General features: G+C 60.4%; 17 protein-coding genes. 16 read left to right on the top strand and 1 reads right to left on the bottom strand.

Translation table 11 applies throughout. The features are described 5' to 3' along the window. Nucleotides 1-93 precede the first annotated feature (93 nt). From rpoE to pdxJ, 12 genes are all read left to right on the top strand, one after another. Nucleotides 94-678 carry an RNA polymerase sigma factor RpoE gene (gene rpoE / locus KZ772_RS00735; RefSeq protein WP_290538010.1) on the top strand — a complete coding sequence of 195 codons (585 nt, stop codon included), beginning with the start codon at nucleotides 94-96 and terminating at the stop codon, nucleotides 676-678. 4 nt (nucleotides 679-682) lie between these two features. After that, complete coding sequence (locus KZ772_RS00740) at nucleotides 683-1249, top strand: sigma-E factor negative regulatory protein (RefSeq protein ID WP_290538011.1); 567 nt, start codon at nucleotides 683-685, stop codon at nucleotides 1247-1249. Between the two features lie 3 nt (nucleotides 1250-1252). Beyond that, a complete protein-coding gene (locus tag KZ772_RS00745; protein ID WP_290538012.1) occupies nucleotides 1253-2218 on the top strand; it encodes a MucB/RseB C-terminal domain-containing protein in 966 nt (321 codons plus the stop codon). Next, the gene (locus KZ772_RS00750) at nucleotides 2218-2694 is read left to right on the top strand and encodes a SoxR reducing system RseC family protein (RefSeq protein WP_290510174.1); all 477 of its coding nucleotides are present in this window, start codon (nucleotides 2218-2220) and stop codon (nucleotides 2692-2694) included. The genes KZ772_RS00745 and KZ772_RS00750 overlap by 1 nt, the downstream gene beginning before the upstream one ends. A gap of 12 nt (nucleotides 2695-2706) precedes the next feature. After that, on the top strand, nucleotides 2707-4155 hold the full coding sequence (locus KZ772_RS00755; RefSeq protein WP_290538013.1) for a DegQ family serine endoprotease: 1449 nt from the start codon (nucleotides 2707-2709) through the stop codon (nucleotides 4153-4155). A gap of 182 nt (nucleotides 4156-4337) precedes the next feature. After that, complete coding sequence (lepA, locus tag KZ772_RS00760; protein ID WP_290538014.1) at nucleotides 4338-6137, top strand: translation elongation factor 4; 1800 nt, start codon at nucleotides 4338-4340, stop codon at nucleotides 6135-6137. Between the two features lie 2 nt (nucleotides 6138-6139). Next, complete coding sequence (gene lepB, locus KZ772_RS00765) at nucleotides 6140-6832, top strand: signal peptidase I (protein WP_365870612.1); 693 nt, start codon at nucleotides 6140-6142, stop codon at nucleotides 6830-6832. A gap of 100 nt (nucleotides 6833-6932) precedes the next feature. Then, nucleotides 6933-7313: a DUF4845 domain-containing protein gene (locus tag KZ772_RS00770; protein ID WP_290538015.1), complete on the top strand. Its 381-nt coding sequence runs from the start codon at nucleotides 6933-6935 to the stop codon at nucleotides 7311-7313. After that, the gene (rnc, locus tag KZ772_RS00775; RefSeq protein ID WP_290538016.1) at nucleotides 7310-7996 is read left to right on the top strand and encodes a ribonuclease III; all 687 of its coding nucleotides are present in this window, start codon (nucleotides 7310-7312) and stop codon (nucleotides 7994-7996) included. The genes KZ772_RS00770 and rnc overlap by 4 nt, the downstream gene beginning before the upstream one ends. Further along, on the top strand, nucleotides 7989-8897 hold the full coding sequence (gene era, locus KZ772_RS00780; protein WP_290510178.1) for a GTPase Era: 909 nt from the start codon (nucleotides 7989-7991) through the stop codon (nucleotides 8895-8897). Before rnc ends, era begins: the two co-directional genes overlap by 8 nt. A gap of 389 nt (nucleotides 8898-9286) precedes the next feature. After that, nucleotides 9287-9943, top strand: a complete 657-nt coding sequence (gene recO, locus KZ772_RS00785) for a DNA repair protein RecO (protein WP_290538017.1) — start codon at nucleotides 9287-9289, stop codon at nucleotides 9941-9943. A gap of 175 nt (nucleotides 9944-10118) precedes the next feature. Continuing rightward, nucleotides 10119-10859 (top strand): pyridoxine 5'-phosphate synthase, encoded by a 741-nt coding sequence (gene pdxJ, locus KZ772_RS00790; RefSeq protein ID WP_290538018.1) that lies wholly within the window; start codon nucleotides 10119-10121, stop codon nucleotides 10857-10859. A gap of 400 nt (nucleotides 10860-11259) precedes the next feature. Here pdxJ and KZ772_RS00795 read toward each other — a convergent pair whose 3' ends face one another. Further along, nucleotides 11260-13968, bottom strand: coding sequence for an ATP-binding protein (locus tag KZ772_RS00795; protein WP_290538019.1), 2709 nt, complete (start codon nucleotides 13966-13968; stop codon nucleotides 11260-11262). Nucleotides 13969-14160: 192 nt separating this feature from the next. On the opposite strand from KZ772_RS00795, the gene cysM reads away from it, so the two are divergent. The 4 genes from cysM (at nucleotide 14161) to relA (ending at nucleotide 19742) form a co-directional block, all read left to right on the top strand. Further along, complete coding sequence (cysM, locus tag KZ772_RS00800; protein WP_290538020.1) at nucleotides 14161-15054, top strand: cysteine synthase CysM; 894 nt, start codon at nucleotides 14161-14163, stop codon at nucleotides 15052-15054. A 139-nt stretch (nucleotides 15055-15193) separates the two neighbouring features. Further along, entirely contained in the window at nucleotides 15194-15967 is a 774-nt protein-coding gene (locus KZ772_RS00805) for a 3'-5' exonuclease (RefSeq protein ID WP_290538021.1), read from the top strand. A gap of 112 nt (nucleotides 15968-16079) precedes the next feature. Then, entirely contained in the window at nucleotides 16080-17420 is a 1341-nt protein-coding gene (gene rlmD, locus KZ772_RS00810) for a 23S rRNA (uracil(1939)-C(5))-methyltransferase RlmD (RefSeq protein ID WP_062816409.1), read from the top strand. Between the two features lie 84 nt (nucleotides 17421-17504). After that, nucleotides 17505-19742 carry a GTP diphosphokinase gene (gene relA, locus KZ772_RS00815; RefSeq protein WP_290538022.1) on the top strand — a complete coding sequence of 746 codons (2238 nt, stop codon included), beginning with the start codon at nucleotides 17505-17507 and terminating at the stop codon, nucleotides 19740-19742. Nucleotides 19743-19916 lie beyond the last annotated feature (174 nt).

Here is a 19916-nt window from a genome sequence, read left to right on the forward strand (position 1 = left end):
CGACCCTCACACCTGCTACAATGGCCTGCTTTAATTGGTTGAAAATTCAACCATTGCCATGTATCCGCGTTTCGCGAAAGATCCGGGGGATCGGTGTCAGACGAAGAGTTGGTCAAGAAAGCCAAAACCGGCGATCAGCGTGCCTTTGAAGTGCTGGTGCGCAAATATCAGCAGCGTATTTTCGCCCTGATAAGCCGTTATGTGCGTGACTCGGATGAAGTGCAGGACGTGGCCCAGGAAGCCTTTCTCAAAGCCTGGCGTGCCTTGCCCCGTTTCCGGGGTGACAGTGCTTTTTACACCTGGCTTTATCGTATTGCCGTGAATACCGCCAAGAATCATCTGGTGGCCGCCGGTCGGCGGCCGCCGGGCTCTGACCTGGATGCGGCCGAGGCCGAACAGTATGCCGGGGCAGAAATGCTGCACGAGATTGGAACCCCGGAGTCCCTCGTGTTGTCACAGGAATTGGAAGCAGTGATTCATCGATCCATTGATGAACTGCCCCACGAACTGAAAACTGCCGTTACCCTGCGGGAATTCGAGGGCCTCAGCTATGAGGACATCGCGGCGGTAATGGAATGCCCGGTGGGAACTGTTCGTTCCCGCATTTTCCGGGCCAGGGAAGCAATTGATAACGCTGTACGCCCACTTCTGGGCTCCCAGCGTGGCGACAAAGGGTGAGTGTATGAGCAGGGACCTGGAAACACTGTCCGCCTTCCTTGACGGGGAAACCAGCGAGCTGGAAACCCGTCGGGTAATGCGTGATATCGACAATGCCGACCTGGATGCGTTGTCCCGTTGGCAGCTGGCCCGGGATGTGATGCACAACCAGCCATCCATGAGCGTACCGGCGGGTTTCAACGCCAGTCTGTCTGCGGCCCTGGCGGCCGAACAGGCGTCGTCGCGTCGTCCGGCCTGGTTGGGCAGTGTGAGCCGACTGGCAGTGGCCGCTTCCGTGGCAGCCGCGACGGTAGTGGGTTGGCAGAGCTGGGAGGGGACCCAGTCTTCCGGTGCCGCGCCAGCGATGGTAGCGGCCCAGGATTCTCGCATGAGCCGCCCGTTTGCGGAGGCCTCCCTGGTGTCCCGCTCCTTCAATGGTGGCAATGCGGTGGCGACACCGGCCGCCCAGGTTCAGCCCCGTGGCAACGACATGTTGCTGCGGCACAGTGAGTTTGCTGCCCGTAACAGTGGTCAGGGGATGATGCCTTTTGCTCGCCTGGTCAGCATGGACGCCCGCAGTGGAGCCCGCTAACGGATGATGCTGCGCGCACTCGCCCTTTCCCTGTCTCTTTGCACGCCCCTGGTGGCGCTGGCGGATGATTCGCCAGCGCACGACCAGCTTCAGGCCATGGCCGAGGCCAATCGTTCCCTGAATTATACCGGCCGCTTTCTCTACCAGTTCGGTGCTGAAGTCAGCACCATGGAAGTCAGCCATGCGGTGATCGAGGGTCGACAATACCAGCGTCTGACTCATCTGGATGGTCGTCTGGTGGAAGTTATCCGTCGTGGTGACGAGGTACTTTGCCTTCATCCAGACCGCAGTCTTACTCGTCTCAGTAGCAAACAGGTCGGTCCTCTGGCCCTGGGCGATCGATTGGCCAGTGACCTGCCGGAACAGTACAACATCCTTGTTGACGGCGATGGCCGGGTAGCCGGGCGCAATGCCACACGCATGCGAGTGGCGCCGCTGGATACCCACCGCTACGGGTATCGCCTGTGGCTGGATCAGGAATCTCGCTTGCTGCTGAAATCCGAAGTGGTGGATGGCAGTGGTGTGGCGTTGGAGCGAGTGGAGTTTGTCACTCTCACCTTGTCTCCGCCGCTGAGTCTGGATCATTTTGCGGTGCCGGAAGCCCGTCACGAAAAAGCGTTGGCGCCGGTGGCCGAGTCTCACCCCTCCCTGAAGCTGGCGGTTACTCCGGAGTGGCTGCCAGCCGGTTTCCGCGCCATGGAACAGGACTGGCGGCAGGCGGCAACCGATCGCGTGCCGGTAGCTGCCCGTGGTTTCAGTGATGGACTGGCGGCCTTTACAGTATTCGTGGAAGCCATCGGTGAGAACAGCGTGGAAGAGGGCGTCAGCCGGGTTGGCCCCACGGTGGCGGTAAGCCGTCGCCTCGCCGCCCCCAGTGGCGTCTATCTGGTGACTCTGGTCGGCGAAGTGCCGCAGAGTACCGCGCTGCGGGTGATCGATGGCATCAGCGTCCGGGAAAGTCAGCCGTAATGCTGCTTGAGCAGGGCACAGTAGTGGCGGTGGAAGCTGGCGCTATCTGGGTGGAGACGGTGCGAGCTTCCACCTGTGGTGCCTGCAAGGCCAAGGCCGGTTGCGGCCATCATCTCGTCAATCAACAGCAGAGCGGGCAGCGTGCCCACCTGCGTGTTCCTGTTTCTTCCCGTGAGATTCATCAGGTTGGTGATACCGTGCAACTGGCACTGCCGGAAGGCGCCCTCATGCGTGGCGCCTTGTGGGTCTATGGCTTGCCCCTGGCATTGCTGGTCGCTGGATCGGTGCTGGGAACCTTGCTGCCGGTAACGGCGTTTGATGCGTCAGCCCTGTTTGGAATGGGCGGCCTGGTGCTGGGTTTTGTGATCAACCGTGTACTGAGCCGAAGTGCCAGTCATAATCGGGCCTATCAGCCGTATCTGGTGGCATCCGGGGACGACGGTTGCCAAGCGGTGGTAGTTCAGCCTGCAAAATAAAAGGAGAGCCCAATGAGCGGATTTCAGCGAGTGGCGACACTGTGTCTGGTGATTTTCACCGGCCTGCTGGTGGCCTGTGCCGAGCCGGATGGCAAAACCTCCCGGGAGCGGGCCGAACCGCTGGTGACCGGGCTGCCGGATTTCACCCGCCTGGTGGAGAAAGAGGGCCCGGCAGTAGTGAATATCAGCACCATTACCCGTCAGAGCGAAGAGTCCGTCCGTGACCAGCTGGGTCAGCTCCCGGAATTCTTTCGTCGCTTTTTTGAACAGTTTGGTGGTGAAGACGGCGTGCCCTCCATGCCGCAGGAACGAGAAGCCCGTTCACTGGGGTCCGGTTTCATCATTTCCGCCGACGGCTATGTACTGACCAACAACCACGTGGTGGCTGAGGCGGACGAAATCATCGTGCGTCTGCAGGACCGCCGCGAGCTGAAGGCCGAGCTGGTCGGTGCCGACGAGCAGAGTGATCTGGCCCTGCTGAAGCTGGATGGCGAAGACCTGCCGGTGGCCAACATCGGCTCCTCCGAGGATCTGAAGGTCGGTGAGTGGGTGCTGGCCATCGGTGCGCCTTTCGGCTTCGACAGCAGCGTGACTGCCGGTATTGTCAGCGCCAAGGGCCGCAGCCTGCCCAATGACAGCTATGTGCCCTTTATCCAGACCGATGTGGCCATCAACCCGGGCAACAGCGGTGGCCCGCTGTTCAACCTGAGCGGGGAAGTGGTGGGCATCAATTCCCAGATATTCAGCCGCTCCGGTGGCTACATGGGGGTGAGTTTTGCCATTCCCATTGATATGGCCATGGATGTGGTGAGCCAGATTAAGGAACACGGCAAGGTCAGCCGTGGCTGGCTGGGTGTGCTGATCCAGGAAGTGGATCGGGACCTGGCGGAATCCTTTGGGCTGGATCAGCCGAAAGGGGCGCTGGTCTCCCAGGTGCTGGAAGGTTCTCCTGCAGAGGCGGCCGGTGTTCAGGCTGGTGACATCATTGTCTCGTTTAACGGCGAAGCCATCTATCGTTCCTCCGAACTGCCTCGCTGGGTCGGTCGGGTGACACCGGAAACGGATGTCTCCATGGTGGTGATTCGTGATGGTGAGGAAAAGGAACTGGACGTGACCATTGGCCTGCTGCCGGATGACCCGGAGATGGCCCTGCGTGGCTCTGCTGGCCAGGCCGCACCGGATGGCGCCAATGCCCTGGGGCTCAAAGTGCGTGCCGCCAGTGCCGCCGAGCTGAGTCGCCTGGATCTGAAAGCCGGGGTGATCGTCACCGAGGTGGGTGATGGACCGGCCGCGAAGGCAGGCATTGCCAGCGGGGATATCCTGGTGACGCTGAACAATAAACCGGTGAATGACCCGGAATCCTTCAGTGAGGTGGTGGCGGGCCTGCCTGAGAGCGGGACCGTGGCCGCCCTGATCAATCGGGATGGCAACCCCCGTTTCCTGCCCATCAAGCTGCCCTGAGGGTTCACAGCTTTCCGGCTTGCATGGCGAATTGGACCTTTATCCGGTTCTCATGCAAGCCGTCCTCATGCCCTGTCGGACACAGGATGGCCAACTCCCGTGCAACCCCCTCGCGTTCAGGCTAGAATCGCGCCCCACTGCGTGCCGTTTTCCCGGCAACACCCTTTTGTGCAACAGGCCCTATGACTGATATCAAGAATATTCGCAACTTCTCCATCATCGCCCACATCGACCATGGCAAATCCACCCTGGCGGACCGCTTTATCCAGGTCTGCGGTGGCCTGACCCAGCGCGAGCTGAAGGAGCAGGTGCTGGACTCCATGGAGCTGGAAAGAGAGCGGGGCATTACCATCAAGGCCCAGAGCGTGACGCTCTACTACAAGGCCCGGGATGGGGAAACCTACCAGCTGAATTTCATTGATACCCCGGGGCACGTGGATTTCTCCTACGAGGTGTCGCGCTCCCTGTCCGCCTGTGAAGGGGCCCTACTGGTGGTGGATGCGGCCCAGGGCGTGGAAGCCCAGTCCGTGGCCAACTGCTACACGGCCATTGAGCAGGATCTGGAAGTGCTGCCGGTGCTCAACAAGATCGACTTGCCCCAGGCCGAGCCGGAGATGGTGATCAACGAAATCGAAGAGATCATCGGTCTGGATGCCCACGATGCCTGCCGGGTGTCCGCCAAGACCGGGGTTGGCGTGGATGACCTGCTGGAGCAGCTGGTGGAGCGTATTCCCGCCCCGGAAGGGGAGCGGGAAGGGGATATGCAGGCGCTGATCATCGACTCCTGGTTCGACAACTACCTGGGCGTGATTTCCCTGGTGCGAATGAAGCATGGCCGCCTGAAGAAGGGCGACAAGATTCTGGTGAAATCCACTGGCCAGACCCATGTGGTGGATCAGCTGGGCATCTTCACCCCGAAACGTACCGAGACAAAACACCTGGAAGCCGGGGAAGTGGGCTGGGTGAGCGGCAGCATCAAGGACATTCATGGTGCGCCGGTGGGCGATACCCTGACCCTGGCCAAAACGCCGGATGTGCCGGCACTGCCGGGCTTCAAGAAAGTGAAGCCGCAGGTGTATGCGGGCATGTTCCCGGTCAGTGCCGATGATTACGAAGACTTCCGTGATGCCCTGGCCAAGCTGACCCTCAACGATGCCTCGTTGTTCTACGAGCCGGAAACCTCCGACGCCCTGGGCTTCGGCTTCCGGGTGGGTTTCCTGGGCATGCTGCACATGGAGATCATCCAGGAGCGCCTGGAGCGTGAATACGACCTGGATCTGATCACCACCGCGCCCACGGTGGTCTATGAAATTGTCCTGTCCGATGAAAGCGTGCTCTACGTGGACAACCCCTCAAAGCTGCCGGAAGGCAACAAGATCGAGGAATTCCGCGAGCCCATCGCCCGCGTCAATATCCTGGTGCCCCAGGAGTTTGTGGGTAATGTGATCACCCTGTGCGTGGAGCGCCGTGGCTCGCAGATCAATATGCAGTACCTGGGCAAGCAGGTGGCTCTGACCTACGACATCCCCATGGCCGAAGTGGTGCTGGATTTCTTCGACCGGATCAAATCCGTGAGCCGGGGTTTTGCCTCCATGGATTATGCCTTCGAGCGCTTCGAAGCCACCAAGTTGGTGCGGGTGGATGTACTGATCAATGGCGACAAGGTGGATGCCCTGGCCATGATCTGTCACCTGGACCAGTCCGCCTACCGGGGCCGGGCCCTGTGCGAGAAGATGAAGGAACTGGTGCCGCGGCAGATGTTCGATGTGGCCATTCAGGCTGCTATTGGCAGCAAGATCATTGCCCGTCAGACCGTCAAGGCGTTGCGCAAGAACGTGACCGCCAAGTGCTACGGCGGCGACGTATCGCGCAAGAAAAAGCTGCTGCAGAAACAGAAAGAAGGCAAGAAACGCATGAAACAGGTGGGCAATGTGGAAATCCCCCAGGAAGCGTTCCTTGCGGTACTGAAGGTGGATGATTAGAGATGGATATTGATATCGGCTTCTGGCTGACCCTGGCCCTGGCGGTCACCGTGGCGGTGTGGTTGATCGACAAGGTCTTCAAGCTCAAACAGAAGGGCGGGCGTGTGGAAGGGGCGGTGGAAACCTCCAACTCCCTGATTTCCGTCTTCTTTGTGGTACTGGTGATCCGCTCCTTCATCATTGAGCCGTTTACCATCCCGTCCGGTTCCATGCTGCCGACCCTGCAGGTAAACGACTTCATTCTGGTGAACAAATTCGCCTATGGCCTGCGTCTGCCGGTAACCAACACCAAGATCGTTGAGACCGGTGAGCCCCAAAGGGGCGATGTCATGGTTTTCAAGTTTCCGGAGAACCGCAGCCAGAACTTCATCAAGCGGGTGGTTGGCCTCCCCGGTGACACCGTGCAGGTAAAAGACAACGTGGTCACCGTGAATGGCGAGGAGATCAAGCGTGAGCTGGCCCGGGAGTGGGAAGGCTCCGGAGCCTGGCGGCGCGAGTATGTGGAGCAACTCGGTGACAGCCGTCACCTGATCTGGCAGGAAGGCAAGATCAACCCCTTCACCGGCCGTAAGGTCCCGCAGAGCCGCACTCAGGGTGAATGGCAAGTGCCGGAAGGTGCCTACTTTGTGATGGGCGACAACCGGGATAACAGTAACGACAGTCGATTCTGGGGTATAGTCCGGAAGAGCTGGTAGTGGGAGAGGCGTTCCTTATCTGGATGCACTGGAAGCCGATCTTCTCAATACCCAGTTTTTCTCGTAATGGCGCCATAGACAAGGTGGAGGCAAACTAACAATGATGACAAGGCCCTCACAGCAACGTGGGATCTCTCTGATCGGTTGGGCGGTGATGCTGCTGGTTGCGGTTGTGCTAGGCACGGCTGCACTGCGCATGGTGCCAGCCTACATGGAATACAACACTGTCTCTTCGTCGATCAAGTCGCTGCTGCAGGACAGCAAGACCGCATTGATGTCGCCCCGTGAGGTGCGTGAGGCATTGAACAAACGTTTCACCATCAATCAGGTCAACGTGATCAGCGCATACGATCTTGGAGTCACCAAGGAAGGCGGGGTTCTTACAGTCAGTACGGATTACGAGGTCCGTGAACCCATGTTCTACAACGTCAGCATCGTGATGACCTTTAAGGACGAGTTCAGCAAAGACGTTCGCCAGTGAATAACGATCTTGACCGATTGATGGCCCGCCTGGGCTATCGCTTCAATGATATTGACCTGTTGGCGCTGGCACTGACTCATCGCAGTGTCAGTCGCCATCGCAACTACGAGCGCCTGGAATTTCTCGGGGATGCCCAGCTCGGGCAGATTATTTCCGTGGCCCTTTTCGAGCGCTTTCCCGATGCAGCAGAAGGGCAGCTCACCCGCATGCGGGCGTCCTTGGTGCGCGGCCAGACCCTGGCCCTGGTGGCCCGAGAGCTGGGGCTGGGGGATTACCTGGTGCTGGGCGGCGGGGAACTGAAAAGCGGCGGGTTCCGTCGCGATTCCATTCTGGCCGATTCCCTGGAAGCCATTATCGGTGCCATCCTGCTGGATGGCGGCGAGTCGCCATGCCGGGAGGTGGTGCTGAACTGGTTCGATGAACGGCTGCAGATCATCACCCCGCAAAGTGCCCAGAAAGACGCCAAAACCCGTCTGCAGGAATGGCTGCAGGCCCGCAAATTCGAATTGCCCACCTATCAGGTCACCCAGGTGGAAGGCCTTGCCCCCAAGCAGACCTTCGAAGTGACCTGTGAGCTGGAGCAGATGCAACAAACCTTCAAGGCCCAGGGAGCCAGTCGCCGCAAGGCCGAACAACAGGTCGCGGCCACTGTTCTGAGCTGGCTGGAGCAGCAGTATGACTGACGAAAAACCGACCCGGTGTGGCATGGTCTCCATCGTTGGCCGTCCCAATGTGGGCAAATCCACATTGATGAATCACTTGATCGGGCAAAAGGTCAGCATTACCTCCCGGAAACCGCAAACCACCCGGCACCGTATTCACGGCATTCATACCCGTGACAACTATCAGATCATCTTTGCCGATACTCCCGGCATTCATACCGGTCAGGAGCGGGCGCTCAATCGGGCCATGAATGAGGCGGCGGTATCGACCCTCAGTGGTGTGGACGTGGTCTGCATGATGGTGGATGGCCTCAAGTGGACCCCGGCCGATGAGCATGTGCTGTCACTGTTGCCACAGCACCCGGAAATGCCGGTGTTGCTGATCATCAACAAGGTGGACAGCCTGGAAGACAAGGCCCAGTTACTGCCGCACATCGAAGCGCTCAGCGAGCGTTATCCTTTCGATGCGGTAGTACCGGTATCTGCACTCAAGGAACAGAATCTGGAAGAGCTGGAAAAGGCTCTGGTAGAACGCTTGCCGGAAGGGGAATTCTGGTACGACGAAGATCAGCTCACCGACCGCAGCCTGCGCTTCATGGCAGCAGAAATCATCCGCGAGAAGGTGGTTCGTCAATTAGGCCAGGAGCTTCCCCACCAAGTCAGCGTGGAAGTGGAAATGTGGGAAGACGGCCCCCGCATCACCGAAATCTCCGCCGCCATCCTGGTGGAACGCCGTGGCCAGAAAAAGATCCTCATCGGTGACGGTGGCGACCGCATCAAGCAGATTGGCACCCAGGCTCGGGAAGATATCGAACGTCTCATCGAGCGCAAGGTGATGCTCAATCTGTGGGTGAAGATCAAGGCCGGCTGGTCTGACGATGCCCGGGCGCTGCGTTCGCTTGGCTATGACGAACGGAATTAAGCGGCGAGCCTCTAGCGACGAGCTGCTAGGGAGCCTCTGAATAACTCCTTGCATGCTCAGTCTTTCAGGCTGGCTCGCAATCTAGGCGCGCTTTTGAAGGTGTATGTCCATCCATCGAAAAAGCGCAACAACGAGTGCGGGCCAGCCTGGAAGACCCGGAGGGCGCGGCCTGAAGGGCCCATCTGCTGCGCTTTGTCGCTAGGAAAGGGAACCACCCTGCCCGTCGCGACAAAACACAACAGCTGCACCCTTCAGGCCACGCTGAGTACGCAAGGAGTTATTCAGAGGCTCCCTAAAAAAACACTTTGTTCGGCTTTAGGCGAGGCACCATTCTGAAAGCTAGAAGCTAGAAGCTAGAAGCTAGAAGCTAGGAGCTAGGAGCTGTCCCCGTGAACCCCACCTTGCAACCCGCCTGGCTGCTACACCGCCGGCCTTTCCGTAACACCAGCCTGATCGTGGAGCTGTTTCTGCCCACGCTGGGCCGTGTGGGGGCGGTGGTGCGGGGTGGTCGCAAGGAGCCGTTGCTGGCCCCGTTCACCCCTCTGTGGATCGAACTGAAAAGCGCCGGCGAGCTTTACAGCTTTCGCGGCTGTGAGCCCCGCGGCCCGCCTTTGCAGGGTAAAGCCCTGTATTGCGGTTTTTACCTTAACGAATTGCTCACCCGGTTACTGCATCGGGACGATCCCCATCCGGAGCTCTGGCCACTCTACGAACAGACCCTCAATGCCCTCATGGAAGGGCAGTGGCTGGATGTGGCTCTGCGCCAGTTCGAGTTGGGCTTGCTGGAGGAAATGGGCTACGGCATTGCCCTGGGGTACGATATTCACGGCGAGGCATTACGCCCTGACGGCTACTACCTGCTGGACCCGCAGCAGGGCCTGTTGCCCGCCGGTGAGGGTTATCACGGTAACGACTTGCTGGCCATCGTCAACGGCGACTGGCAACCGGCAACCCGCAAAACCGCCCTGCACCTGTGCCGGGCTCTACTGGCCCCGCATCTGGGCGACAAACCCCTGAAAAGCCGCGAGCTGTTTCGGGAGAAGTGAAAAGCAGTGTCTAGCTTCGAGCTGCTAGCTACTAGAGAAACAAACATTGTGTTCCGATTCATGCGTGGCACCATCCTGAAAGCTAGAAGCTAGAAGCTAGAAGCTAGAAGCTAGAAGCTAGAAGCTAGAAGCTAGAATAAACCGCCCCGCAAAGAATCCGTTTAAGGTGAGTATTATGTCCAGAGTATTGCTCGGCGTTAACATCGACCACATTGCCACCCTGCGCCAGGCTCGTGGCACCCGTTATCCCGAGCCGGTTCAGGCGGCGCTGGTGGCGGAGCAGGCGGGGGCGGATGGTATTACCGTGCATTTGCGTGAGGACCGTCGCCACATCAACGACCGCGATGTGGAATTACTGGCGCAGACCCTGCAGACCCGCATGAACCTGGAAATGGCCGCTACCGAGGAAATGGTCGCTATCGCCTGCCGCATCCAGCCAGCCCATTGCTGCCTGGTGCCGGAAAAGCGCGAGGAACTGACCACCGAAGGCGGGCTGGACGTGGTCGGTAACCAGGCGTGGATCGCCCAGTGTTGTCAGCGTTTGGCGCAGGCGGGTATCGATGTGTCCCTGTTTATTGATGCGGACCCGGCCCAGATCCGTGCCGCCCGGGAATGCGGTGCGCCCACCATCGAGATTCATACCGGTCACTACGCCGATGCAGCGGACCCAGCCAGCGAACAACAGGAACTGGCGAAAATCCGCGATGGCGTTGCCTATGCGCTGGAGCAGGGGTTGGTGGTCAACGCGGGTCATGGTCTGCATTACCACAACACCCTGCCCATCGCCGCCATCCCTGGTATCAACGAACTGAACATCGGCCACAGCATCATCGCCCGTGCGGTGATTTCCGGCCTGGATGAAGCGGTACGCAGCATGCGGGAGCTGATCGATGGGGTGGCGGTAGCTGGCGGCTAGCTACGAGCTACGAGCTACGAGCTACGAGCTACGAGCTACGAGCTACGAGCTACGAGCTACGAGCTACGAGCTACGAGCTACGAGCTACGAGCTACGAGCTACGAGCTACGAGCTACGAGCTACGAGCTACGAGCTACGAGCTACGAGCTACGAGCTACGCTCGATTGGAAAGGGGAGGCCTGGAAAGTTCCCGGGACTTCGTCATTTCTACGAAGCCGCTGTAGGAACGGAGCGCAGCGGAGTAACGCACGTAGTTCCGTGCGGCCCGAAGGGTGAGCGAAGCGAATAACCATGCTTGCCTCCATGGGGGATCTGCACCATGGCGAACCGCGCTGCGAGCGACGCTCCTGAAAACGAGGGCAACGCACTTCGAGCCTGCACGGCCGAGCCCGCGCCGCAGCTAGAAGCTGGAAGCTTCCTCCCCCTGATCCTGCCACAGCTGTTCCAGCGCACAGATCTCATCACACAACGCCGAGACCATTGGCGCCAGAGCTTCCCGGTTGGTGCCGGTTTTCAGCGCTTCTTCCAGGGTTTTGGCGGCGTTTTCCAGGCGTGGGGTCCCGCAGTAGCGAGTGGCGCCGTGAAGTTTGTGGACACGTTCCAGCAGGGTGTCCTGATCCGCACTGTCGTAGGCAGAAGAGATGGCGGGGCGGTCCTCCGTCAGGCTTTCCAACAGCATTTTAAGCATTTCATCCGCCAGCGGTTGTCGGCCACCGGCGCGGCGACGGGCCAGGTCCGGGTCGAAGACTTTGTCGTTGGCCGGCGCGCTCTCTTCGCCAAATTCGGGAGGCTTCTGCGGTGGCTTTTCCATTACCCATTGTTCCAGGGTATGGCGAAGCTGCCCTTCGGTAATCGGCTTGCTCAGGTAATCATCCAGGCCACTGTCGAGCAGATCCCGGCGTTCGCTTTCCAGGGCGTGGGCGGTCAGAGCAACGATGGGTGTATGGCAGCCCGGGGATTCCAGCTCACGCATTCTTGCAGTGGTGGTCTTGCCATCCATACCTGGCATCTGGATATCCATGAATACCAGATCGAATTCCTGATCCCCGAAAGCCTCCAAGGCCTGTTGCCCACTGTCGCAGGCGGTGACAATGGCGCCTAGCTCTTCCAGAAATACCCGGGCCAGTTTCAGGTTGCCGGGATGATCGTCCACCACCATTACTGATACCGGGTAGGCCAGCCGTTGCTCTGCGTCCGCATCGAGTGCACTGCTATCCAGTTCGCCGCTGAGTGCCAGCAGCGCATTGAACAGGCGCTGGCGGGTGGCCGGTTTACCTTGCACCTGGCAGTGGGGGTAGTGTTCCAGCCAGCGGCATACGCTCTCCGGGTTGTTGCTCAGGGCGAGCATGGGTTGGCCCAGGGCCGCCAGGTTATCCAGCACCGGCTGCATGGCCTCCTTGTCCGGGTGGGCAGGCAGGCCCACGATGAGGAAATCACTGTTGACCAGCTCCCCCCGGTCCAGGGCGGCCATCAGGTCATCCATATTGTGGTATTCGTTGATGCGCATCTGCCAGTGGCTGAGCATGTGATACAGCCCCAGCCGGCCATATTCATCGGTCTCCACCAAGGTGACAGTGCGGCCCCGGAAGTGCTCGAGATGGGGGGACGGGCGCTGTTTCGGGTCCCGCTCTGCACGCAGGGTGAACCAGAAAGTGGAGCCCTGGCCTTCACTGCTGTCGATACCGATCTCGCCGCCCATGCCTTCCACCAGGCGTTTGCTGATCGCCAGCCCCAGGCCGGTGCCGCCTTCCTGGCGACGGGCGCTCTGGTCTGCCTGGGTAAAGGCGCTGAACAGGTTCTTCTGGGCTTCCGGGCTCAGGCCGTTGCCGGTGTCAGTCACCGTCAGCTTGATGATGGCCTCCGCACCCCGGTCTTCCTCCAGCATGGCACGTACCACCACCGAGCCCTGCTCGGTGAATTTGATAGCATTACTGAGCAGGTTGGTGAGCACCTGGCGAATACGCAGCGGGTCGCCGAGCAGGTTCACCGGTACATCGGAGTAGATGATGGCAGCCTGCTCCAGGCCCCGCTCCTGGGCCATGGGGGCGAGCAGGGTCTGCACGTCCTCGATCAAGTCGTGCAGGTTCAGCGGGGTGTGCTCCAGGGACAGCTTGCCCGCCTCGATCTTGGAGAAATCCAGGATGTCATTGATGATCGCCAGCAGCGAATCGGCACTCTTGTGAATGGTGCCCAGATAATCCTGCTGGCGGGGACTCATGGAGGACTTCTCCAGCAGCTTGGTGAAGCCGATGATGCCATTGAGCGGAGTGCGGATCTCATGGCTCATGTTGGCCAGGAATTCCGACTTGATCTGGCTGGCCTTGAGCGCCTCCTTGCGGGCCATATCCAGTTCGATATTCTGGATCTCGATGGTTTCCAGGGTTTCACGCAGGTCCTGGGTGGCCTGATCCACGTTCTGCTGCAATTCGGTCTGGGCATCCGCCAGAGCCGACACCATCTGACGCAGGGCAGTTTCCAGCTCTGCCAGCTCCCCTTTTGCCTGGGTGTGAATGGCCATGCTCAGGTCGCCATCGCGAATTCGCCGCACGGCATCCACCATTTCTCCGATAGGACTGGTCAGCTGTCGGGAAAAACGCAGTGCCGGCACCATGGCCAGCAGCATCAGACCCACCATCACCAGAATCAGGGTAATCAGCCCCTCCAGGGTGGAGACGTATTCCCCCTGACGGGTAAATTCCACGGTCAGTCTGGCCGGCTCCCCGGGGTTGATATCCCGGGTCAGTTGCCAGCTGGTATCGGTAACCAGCCGCTGCCGCCCATCTTTCTGATTAATGCCGGTCGCCGGGCGTAGCCTTGGCCCGGCGTGCAGGGTAGGGCGCTCACCGATGAAATCCAGGGTGGCGGCACGTACATCCTGGGCTTCCAGCAACTGTCGCAGCAGCCGTTGCTGGCGAGCGGTATCGGTGGCGGCGGTGCTTTCCAGGCGGGCGGCAAAGCTGTCGGTCACCAGTTGCTGGCGTTGGGCATTGGTATCGCGCACATCCACCAGCCGATTCACCAGCGAATAGCCGCCCACCACCAGTGCCGCCATCAGGGCGGGCAGAATGGCCATGAACATCAGGCGTGAGCGAAGGCTTTGGTTGACCATGAATCCCCGTTCTTGCTGTTGTTTTCGCCCATTATGCCCGAGATGCCGGTCACTGCCACGAACCCGGCCATTTTGCTTTCGTGTCCGGCGCGCAAAGCGACTCTCCCCGCGGACAGCGGGGAGTTCCTACTACCGTGGGAAGGGCATCAACGGCATCTCGCCCGCGACCCGCTTTCGGGTACAATGCGCGCCATGAACCATAAAACCATCGAACAGACCGTGGGCAATACGCCCCTGGTTCGCCTGCAGCGGATGCCGGGCGACACCACCAATACCATTCTGGTGAAGCTGGAAGGCAACAATCCGGCAGGCTCGGTGAAAGATCGCCCGGCCCTGAACATGATCATGAAGGCCGAGGCACGAGGCGAGATCAAACCCGGTGATACGCTGATTGAAGCTACCAGCGGTAACACCGGCATCGCCCTGGCCATGGCCGCTGCCATGCGCGGCTACCGCATGAAGTTGATCATGCCCGCCAACCAGAGCCAGGAACGCCGCGATGCCATGGCCGCCTATGGCGCTGAGCTGATTTCCGTCAGCAAGGAAGAAGGCATGGAAGGCGCCCGCGATCTGGCCCAGGCCATGCAGGCCCGGGGTGAGGGCAGGGTGCTGGACCAGTTCGCCAACCCGGACAATCCCATGGCCCATTACGAAAGCACCGGCCCGGAAATCTGGCGCGATACCCACGGTGGCGTTACCCATTTTGTCAGTTCCATGGGTACTACCGGCACCATCATGGGTTGCAGCATGTTCCTGAAGGAGCAGAACCCGGATATCCAGATCATCGGTCTGCAACCCACCGAAGGCTCTTCCATTCCCGGCATCCGTCGCTGGCCGAAGGAGTACTTGCCGTCCATCTACGATGATTCCCGGGTGGACCGGGTCATCGACATGGATCAGGCCCTGGCCGAGCACACCATGCGCCGGCTGGCCCGGGAAGAGGGTATCAGCTGTGGTGTCTCCTCCGGCGGTGCCGTAGCCGGCGCCCTGCGTCTGAGCGAAGAATTGGAAAACGCCGTGATCGTGGCCATCATCTGCGACCGTGGCGACCGTTACCTGTCCACCGGGGTGTTTCAGGGAGCCTGAAGCTGCCCGAGGCATGAATTTTTTGTGGGAAACGATGCTTGCATCGTGAAGAAGGCCTCTGCCGCACATCTTTCCCGATGCGAGCATCGCTTCCCACAGAGCTTCCCTCAATCGGGAAGCATGAACAGCGGAGAGCTGAATGAACGTACTGGTATTCGACATCGAAACCATCCCCGATCTGGACGGCGGACGCCGCATTTACGATCTGGATGGCCTCAGTGACAAGGACACCGCCAGTGCCCTGTTGAATCTGCGCCGCCAGGAAAACGGCACCGAATTCCTGCGCCTGCACCTGCATCGTATCGTTGCCATCTCTGTGGTGCTGCGCTCCACCCAGGGCGTCAAGGTCTGGTCCCTGGGGGACGAGGACAGTAGTGAGAAAGAGCTGATCGAGCGCTTCTACGACGGTATCGACCGCTTTACCCCGAATCTGGTGAGCTGGAACGGTGGTGGCTTCGATCTGCCGGTGCTGCATTACCGTGCCCTCAAGCATGGTGTGCAGGCCCGCCGTTACTGGGAAACCGGTAACGAAGACTCCAGCTTCAAATGGAACAATTATCTGAGCCGTTACCACCAGCGCCACCTGGACCTGATGGACCAGCTGGCCCTGTTCAACGCCCGGGCCAACGCCCCGCTGGACCAGATCGCCACCTTGCTGGGCTTCCCCGGCAAGATGGGCATGAGCGGCGGCAAGGTGTTCGACGCCTTCCAGGAAGGCAACCTCAAGGGTATTCGTGATTACTGCGAGACCGATGTGCTCAACACCTGGCTGGTCTACCTGCGCTTCCAGCTGATGCGCGGCGAGCTGGACCCCACCGGCTACGAACAGGAATTGACCCTGCTGCAGGACTACCTGAAAGCCGAAGGCCATCCGCACTTCCTCGGCTTCCTGGAAGCCTGGCAAAAAGGCTGATTAGCCCTCCGTTGTAGGAGCTATGTTTGCATGGCGAACGCCCGATCAGGAGCCTTCGCCATGCAAACATAGCTCCTACCGTTTTGATTACCGCTTTACCGATTGAGATCTCATGGCCCGAAAACGCAAGCAGTTACCGGAAACCCCGGAGCCCGCCAGCATTGAATCGCTCAGCCACGACGGCCGCGGCATTGCCCGTCGTGATGGCAAGACCACCTTTATCGACAACGCTCTGCCCGGCGAAGAGGTGATGTTCAAGTTCACCTACATGCGCCGTAAGTTCGACGAGGGCAAGGCGGTGGAGATCGTGCGCGCCTCCCCGGATCGGGTGGAGCCCCCTTGCCAGCACAGCACCCTGTGCGGGGGCTGCAGCCTGCAACACATGAACCCGGACGTGCAGATCGCCCGCAAGGAAGCGGTACTGCGTGAGCAGCTCCAGCACTTTGGGGGTCTGGCGCCGAAGGAATGGCTGCCGCCACTCAGCGGCCCGGTCACCGGCTATCGCAGCAAGGCCCGCATGGGCGTGAAATATGTGGAAGCCAAGGACGAAACCCTGGTGGGCTTCCGGGAAAAGCGCAACAGCTTCATCGCCCAGCTGCAGCAGTGCGAAGTGCTGATTCCGTCCGTGGGCCATCGCCTCTCCGATCTGCGTACCCTGATGCACGGCCTCAAGAGTCGCAGCCGCATCCCGCAGATCGAACTGGCCGCCGGCGATGAGGATGTGGCGCTGATCATCCGCCATCTGGACCCGCTGCCCGATGAAGACCAGCAGGCCTTCCTGGATTTCTGTCAGCCGCTGGGCTGGCACCTGTACCTGCAACCGGGCAACGAAAGCACCGTGCACCGCATCTGGCCGGCCCTCACCGGGGCGGAGAACGAGGAGCGGCTCTATTACCGCCACCCCTCCGCCGATGTGGAGCTGGCCTTTCACCCCACGGACTTCACCCAGGTGAATGCGGAGATCAACCGCAAGATGGTGCCCTTGGCACTGGATTTGCTGGACATCTCCCCCGATGACACCGTGCTCGACCTGTTTTGTGGTCTGGGCAATTTCACCATTCCGGCCGCAAAGCGGGCCGGCAAGGTGGTGGGGGTGGAAGTCAGCAAGGCCATGGTGGAGCGCGGCTACGAGAATGCCCGCCGCAATGGCCTGGAAAACCTGGAATTCCACGCCTGGGATCTGAGTCAGGATGTGGCCGGGCAGAGCTGGGCCAATCGCAAATATGATCGTATCCTGATTGACCCACCGCGCACCGGCGCGCTGGAGATGGTGAAATTGATGCCCCGGTTTGGTGCAAAGCGGATCGTCTATGTGTCCTGCAACCCGGCCACCCTGGCCCGCGATGCCGGGGAACTCACCGCCCTGGGATACCGTCTTAAAGCGGCGGGGGTGATGGACATGTTCCCCCACACCACCCACGTGGAATCCATCGCGGTGTTCGAAAAGAAATGATGTGAGCCGTTGACGCCAGACTCTTCAGGCGCCAACGAGGGTGGCTTCAGCCTTGGCTCGCCACCTAAACCAGAAGGAAAGCACATGGTAACGGTACGCCGTCCCACAGAAGGCAGCACCGGTCACTGGCGTGACTGGCTGGCAAACCTGGACACCCGGGCCCCGGTACGCAACGGCGAGGCACTGGAGCAGGCCTGTGAGCGGGCGGAACAGTGCCAGATGGCCGGGGAAGCGGCCGGTCGCCACTGGCCCTATGGCAAGGGCTGCCTGGATATCGGCCTGGAAATGGCCGAAGTGCTGGTGGACCTGGGCGCCGATACCGATGTGTTGCCCGCAGCCATTCTCTACCGCTCCGTGCGCGAAGGGCAGATCTCCCTGCCGGAAGTGGAGAAAGAATTCGGCCCGGATGTGGCCCGCCTGATCGAAGGCGTGCTGCGCATGGCCGCCATCAGTACCAACCTGAACCCTACCCGCAAGGCGGTGCTCGGCCAGCAGGACGGCCAGCTCGACAACATGCGCAAAATGCTGGTGGCCATGGTCGACGACGTGCGCGTGGCCCTGGTGAAGCTGGCCGAGCGGACCGTGATCATCCGCGCCGTGAAGGAATCCGAGCCCGAGCGTCAGCGCAAGGTGGCCCAGGAAATCTTCGATATCTATGCGCCCCTGGCCCATCGACTCGGGGTCGGGCAGCTCAAGTGGGAGCTGGAGGACCTGTCCTTCCGCTATCTGCAACCCGGCGCCTACAAGAAGATCGCCAAGCTGCTGGATGAAAAACGCCTGGACCGGGAACAGTACATCGACAATGTGCTGGAGCAACTGCGTGGCTACCTGGAGAAAAACGGCATCCACGGCGCCGAAGTCCACGGCCGGGCCAAGCATATCTACAGCATCTGGCGGAAGATGCAGAAAAAGCATCTGGAATTCGGCGAAGTCTATGACGTGCGCGCCGTGCGGGTACTGGTGCCGGAGCTGCGCGACTGCTACGCCACCCTGGGCATCGTCCATTCCCTGTGGCAACACGTGCCCAAGGAATTCGACGACTATATCGCCAGCCCCAAGGCCAACGGCTACCAGAGCCTGCACACGGCGGTGGTGGGCCCGGAACGCAAGATGCTGGAAGTCCAGATCCGTACCTTCACCATGCACGAAGAGGCGGAGTTGGGCGTCTGTGCCCACTGGCGTTACAAGGAAGGCGCCAAGAAGGGCAAGAGCGGTGTCAGCGACTACGAACAGCGGATTGCCTGGCTACGCCAGGTACTCGAATGGCATGAGGAGCTGGGCGAGGACAGCCCGGACACCATGGTGGACGAGCTGCGCCATGGCCTGGTCAGCGACCGGGTCTATGTGTTCACCCCGGATGGCCACGTGGTGGACCTGGAGGCCGGCGCCACCCCGGTGGACTTTGCCTACCATATCCATACCGAAGTGGGACACCGCTGCCGGGGGGCCAAGATCAATGGCCACATCGTGCCGCTGAACTACACCCTCAACACCGGCGAGCAGGTCACCATCCTCACTGCCAAGGAGGGCGGCCCCAGCCGCGACTGGTTGACGCCGTCACTGGGTTATGTGGCCACCTCCTCGGCGCGGGCGCGCATCCACCAGTGGTTCAAACGCCAGGATCGCGATGTGCACATCACCCAGGGCAAGGCCATGCTCGAAAAGGAGATGTCCCGCCTGGCCCTGGACAAGGTAGACCTGGATACCCTGGCCCCGCACCTGAACCTGAAAACCGGCGATGACGTGCTGGCGGCTCTGGGCGCCGGCGACCTGCGCCCCGGGCATGTGGTCAACCAGGTGCAGTCCCTGCAACCGGATGACAGCCAGCGGGAGCTGGACCTGGTGCTGTCCAAGCCCAAGGCCTCGAAAACCGGCGATGTGACCATCCAGGGCGTGGGCAACCTGCTCACCCACATGGCCGGCTGCTGCCAGCCGGTCCCCGGCGACCCGGTCATGGGCTTCATCACCCACGGCCGCGGCGTCACCGTGCACCGGGCCGACTGTGAAAAGTTGCTGGCCATGCAGGGCGACGACCCCAACCGGGTCATCGAAGTTACCTGGGGCGAAGCGGACCGCATCACCTACCCGGTGGATGTCTTCCTGCGTGCCTGGGATCGCCAGGGCCTGCTCAAGGACGTGATCGCCGTACTGGCCAACGAAAAGGTCAACGTCACCGCCGTCCACACCCAGTCCCACCAGGACGACAACACCGCCACCATGCTCCTAACCCTGGAAATCGCCACCCTCGGCAACCTGGGCAAAGTGCTGGCCAAGATGGACCAGCTCAAGGGGGTGCTTGAGGTGCGGCGGTATAAAAAATAGTGAATAGTTAACAATGAATAGTTAATAGTTCGCGGGACAGGATTTCCTGTTTTGCAATGCCGAGGCCGCGCCCAGTATTTGAGCGCGGCCTCATCGCTTGAAAACACAATAACGACAGCCCGCGCGCTGTTAACTGTTCACTATTCACTGTTAACTACTCTACGCTGCAATTTC

Source organism: Alcanivorax sp. (assembly GCF_019431375.1).
Taxonomy (GTDB): domain Bacteria; phylum Pseudomonadota; class Gammaproteobacteria; order Pseudomonadales; family Alcanivoracaceae; genus Alcanivorax; species Alcanivorax jadensis_A.

What these genes read in the sequence shown, in the direction of transcription:
- KZ772_RS00805 (WP_290538021.1), top strand. Translation starts at nt 15,194, where the DNA reads ATGAACGTACTGGTATTCGACATCGAAACCATCCCCGATCTGGACGGC.
- KZ772_RS00755 (WP_290538013.1), top strand. Translation starts at nt 2,707, where the DNA reads ATGAGCGGATTTCAGCGAGTGGCGACACTGTGTCTGGTGATTTTCACC.
- KZ772_RS00750 (WP_290510174.1), top strand. Translation starts at nt 2,218, where the DNA reads ATGCTGCTTGAGCAGGGCACAGTAGTGGCGGTGGAAGCTGGCGCTATC.
- era (WP_290510178.1), top strand. Translation starts at nt 7,989, where the DNA reads ATGACTGACGAAAAACCGACCCGGTGTGGCATGGTCTCCATCGTTGGC.
- lepA (WP_290538014.1), top strand. Translation starts at nt 4,338, where the DNA reads ATGACTGATATCAAGAATATTCGCAACTTCTCCATCATCGCCCACATC.
- lepB (WP_365870612.1), top strand. Translation starts at nt 6,140, where the DNA reads ATGGATATTGATATCGGCTTCTGGCTGACCCTGGCCCTGGCGGTCACC.
- relA (WP_290538022.1), top strand. Translation starts at nt 17,505, where the DNA reads ATGGTAACGGTACGCCGTCCCACAGAAGGCAGCACCGGTCACTGGCGT.
- KZ772_RS00770 (WP_290538015.1), top strand. Translation starts at nt 6,933, where the DNA reads ATGATGACAAGGCCCTCACAGCAACGTGGGATCTCTCTGATCGGTTGG.
- pdxJ (WP_290538018.1), top strand. Translation starts at nt 10,119, where the DNA reads ATGTCCAGAGTATTGCTCGGCGTTAACATCGACCACATTGCCACCCTG.
- cysM (WP_290538020.1), top strand. Translation starts at nt 14,161, where the DNA reads ATGAACCATAAAACCATCGAACAGACCGTGGGCAATACGCCCCTGGTT.
- KZ772_RS00745 (WP_290538012.1), top strand. Translation starts at nt 1,253, where the DNA reads ATGATGCTGCGCGCACTCGCCCTTTCCCTGTCTCTTTGCACGCCCCTG.
- KZ772_RS00740 (WP_290538011.1), top strand. Translation starts at nt 683, where the DNA reads ATGAGCAGGGACCTGGAAACACTGTCCGCCTTCCTTGACGGGGAAACC.
- rlmD (WP_062816409.1), top strand. Translation starts at nt 16,080, where the DNA reads ATGGCCCGAAAACGCAAGCAGTTACCGGAAACCCCGGAGCCCGCCAGC.
- KZ772_RS00795 (WP_290538019.1), bottom strand. Translation starts at nt 13,968, where the DNA reads ATGGTCAACCAAAGCCTTCGCTCACGCCTGATGTTCATGGCCATTCTG.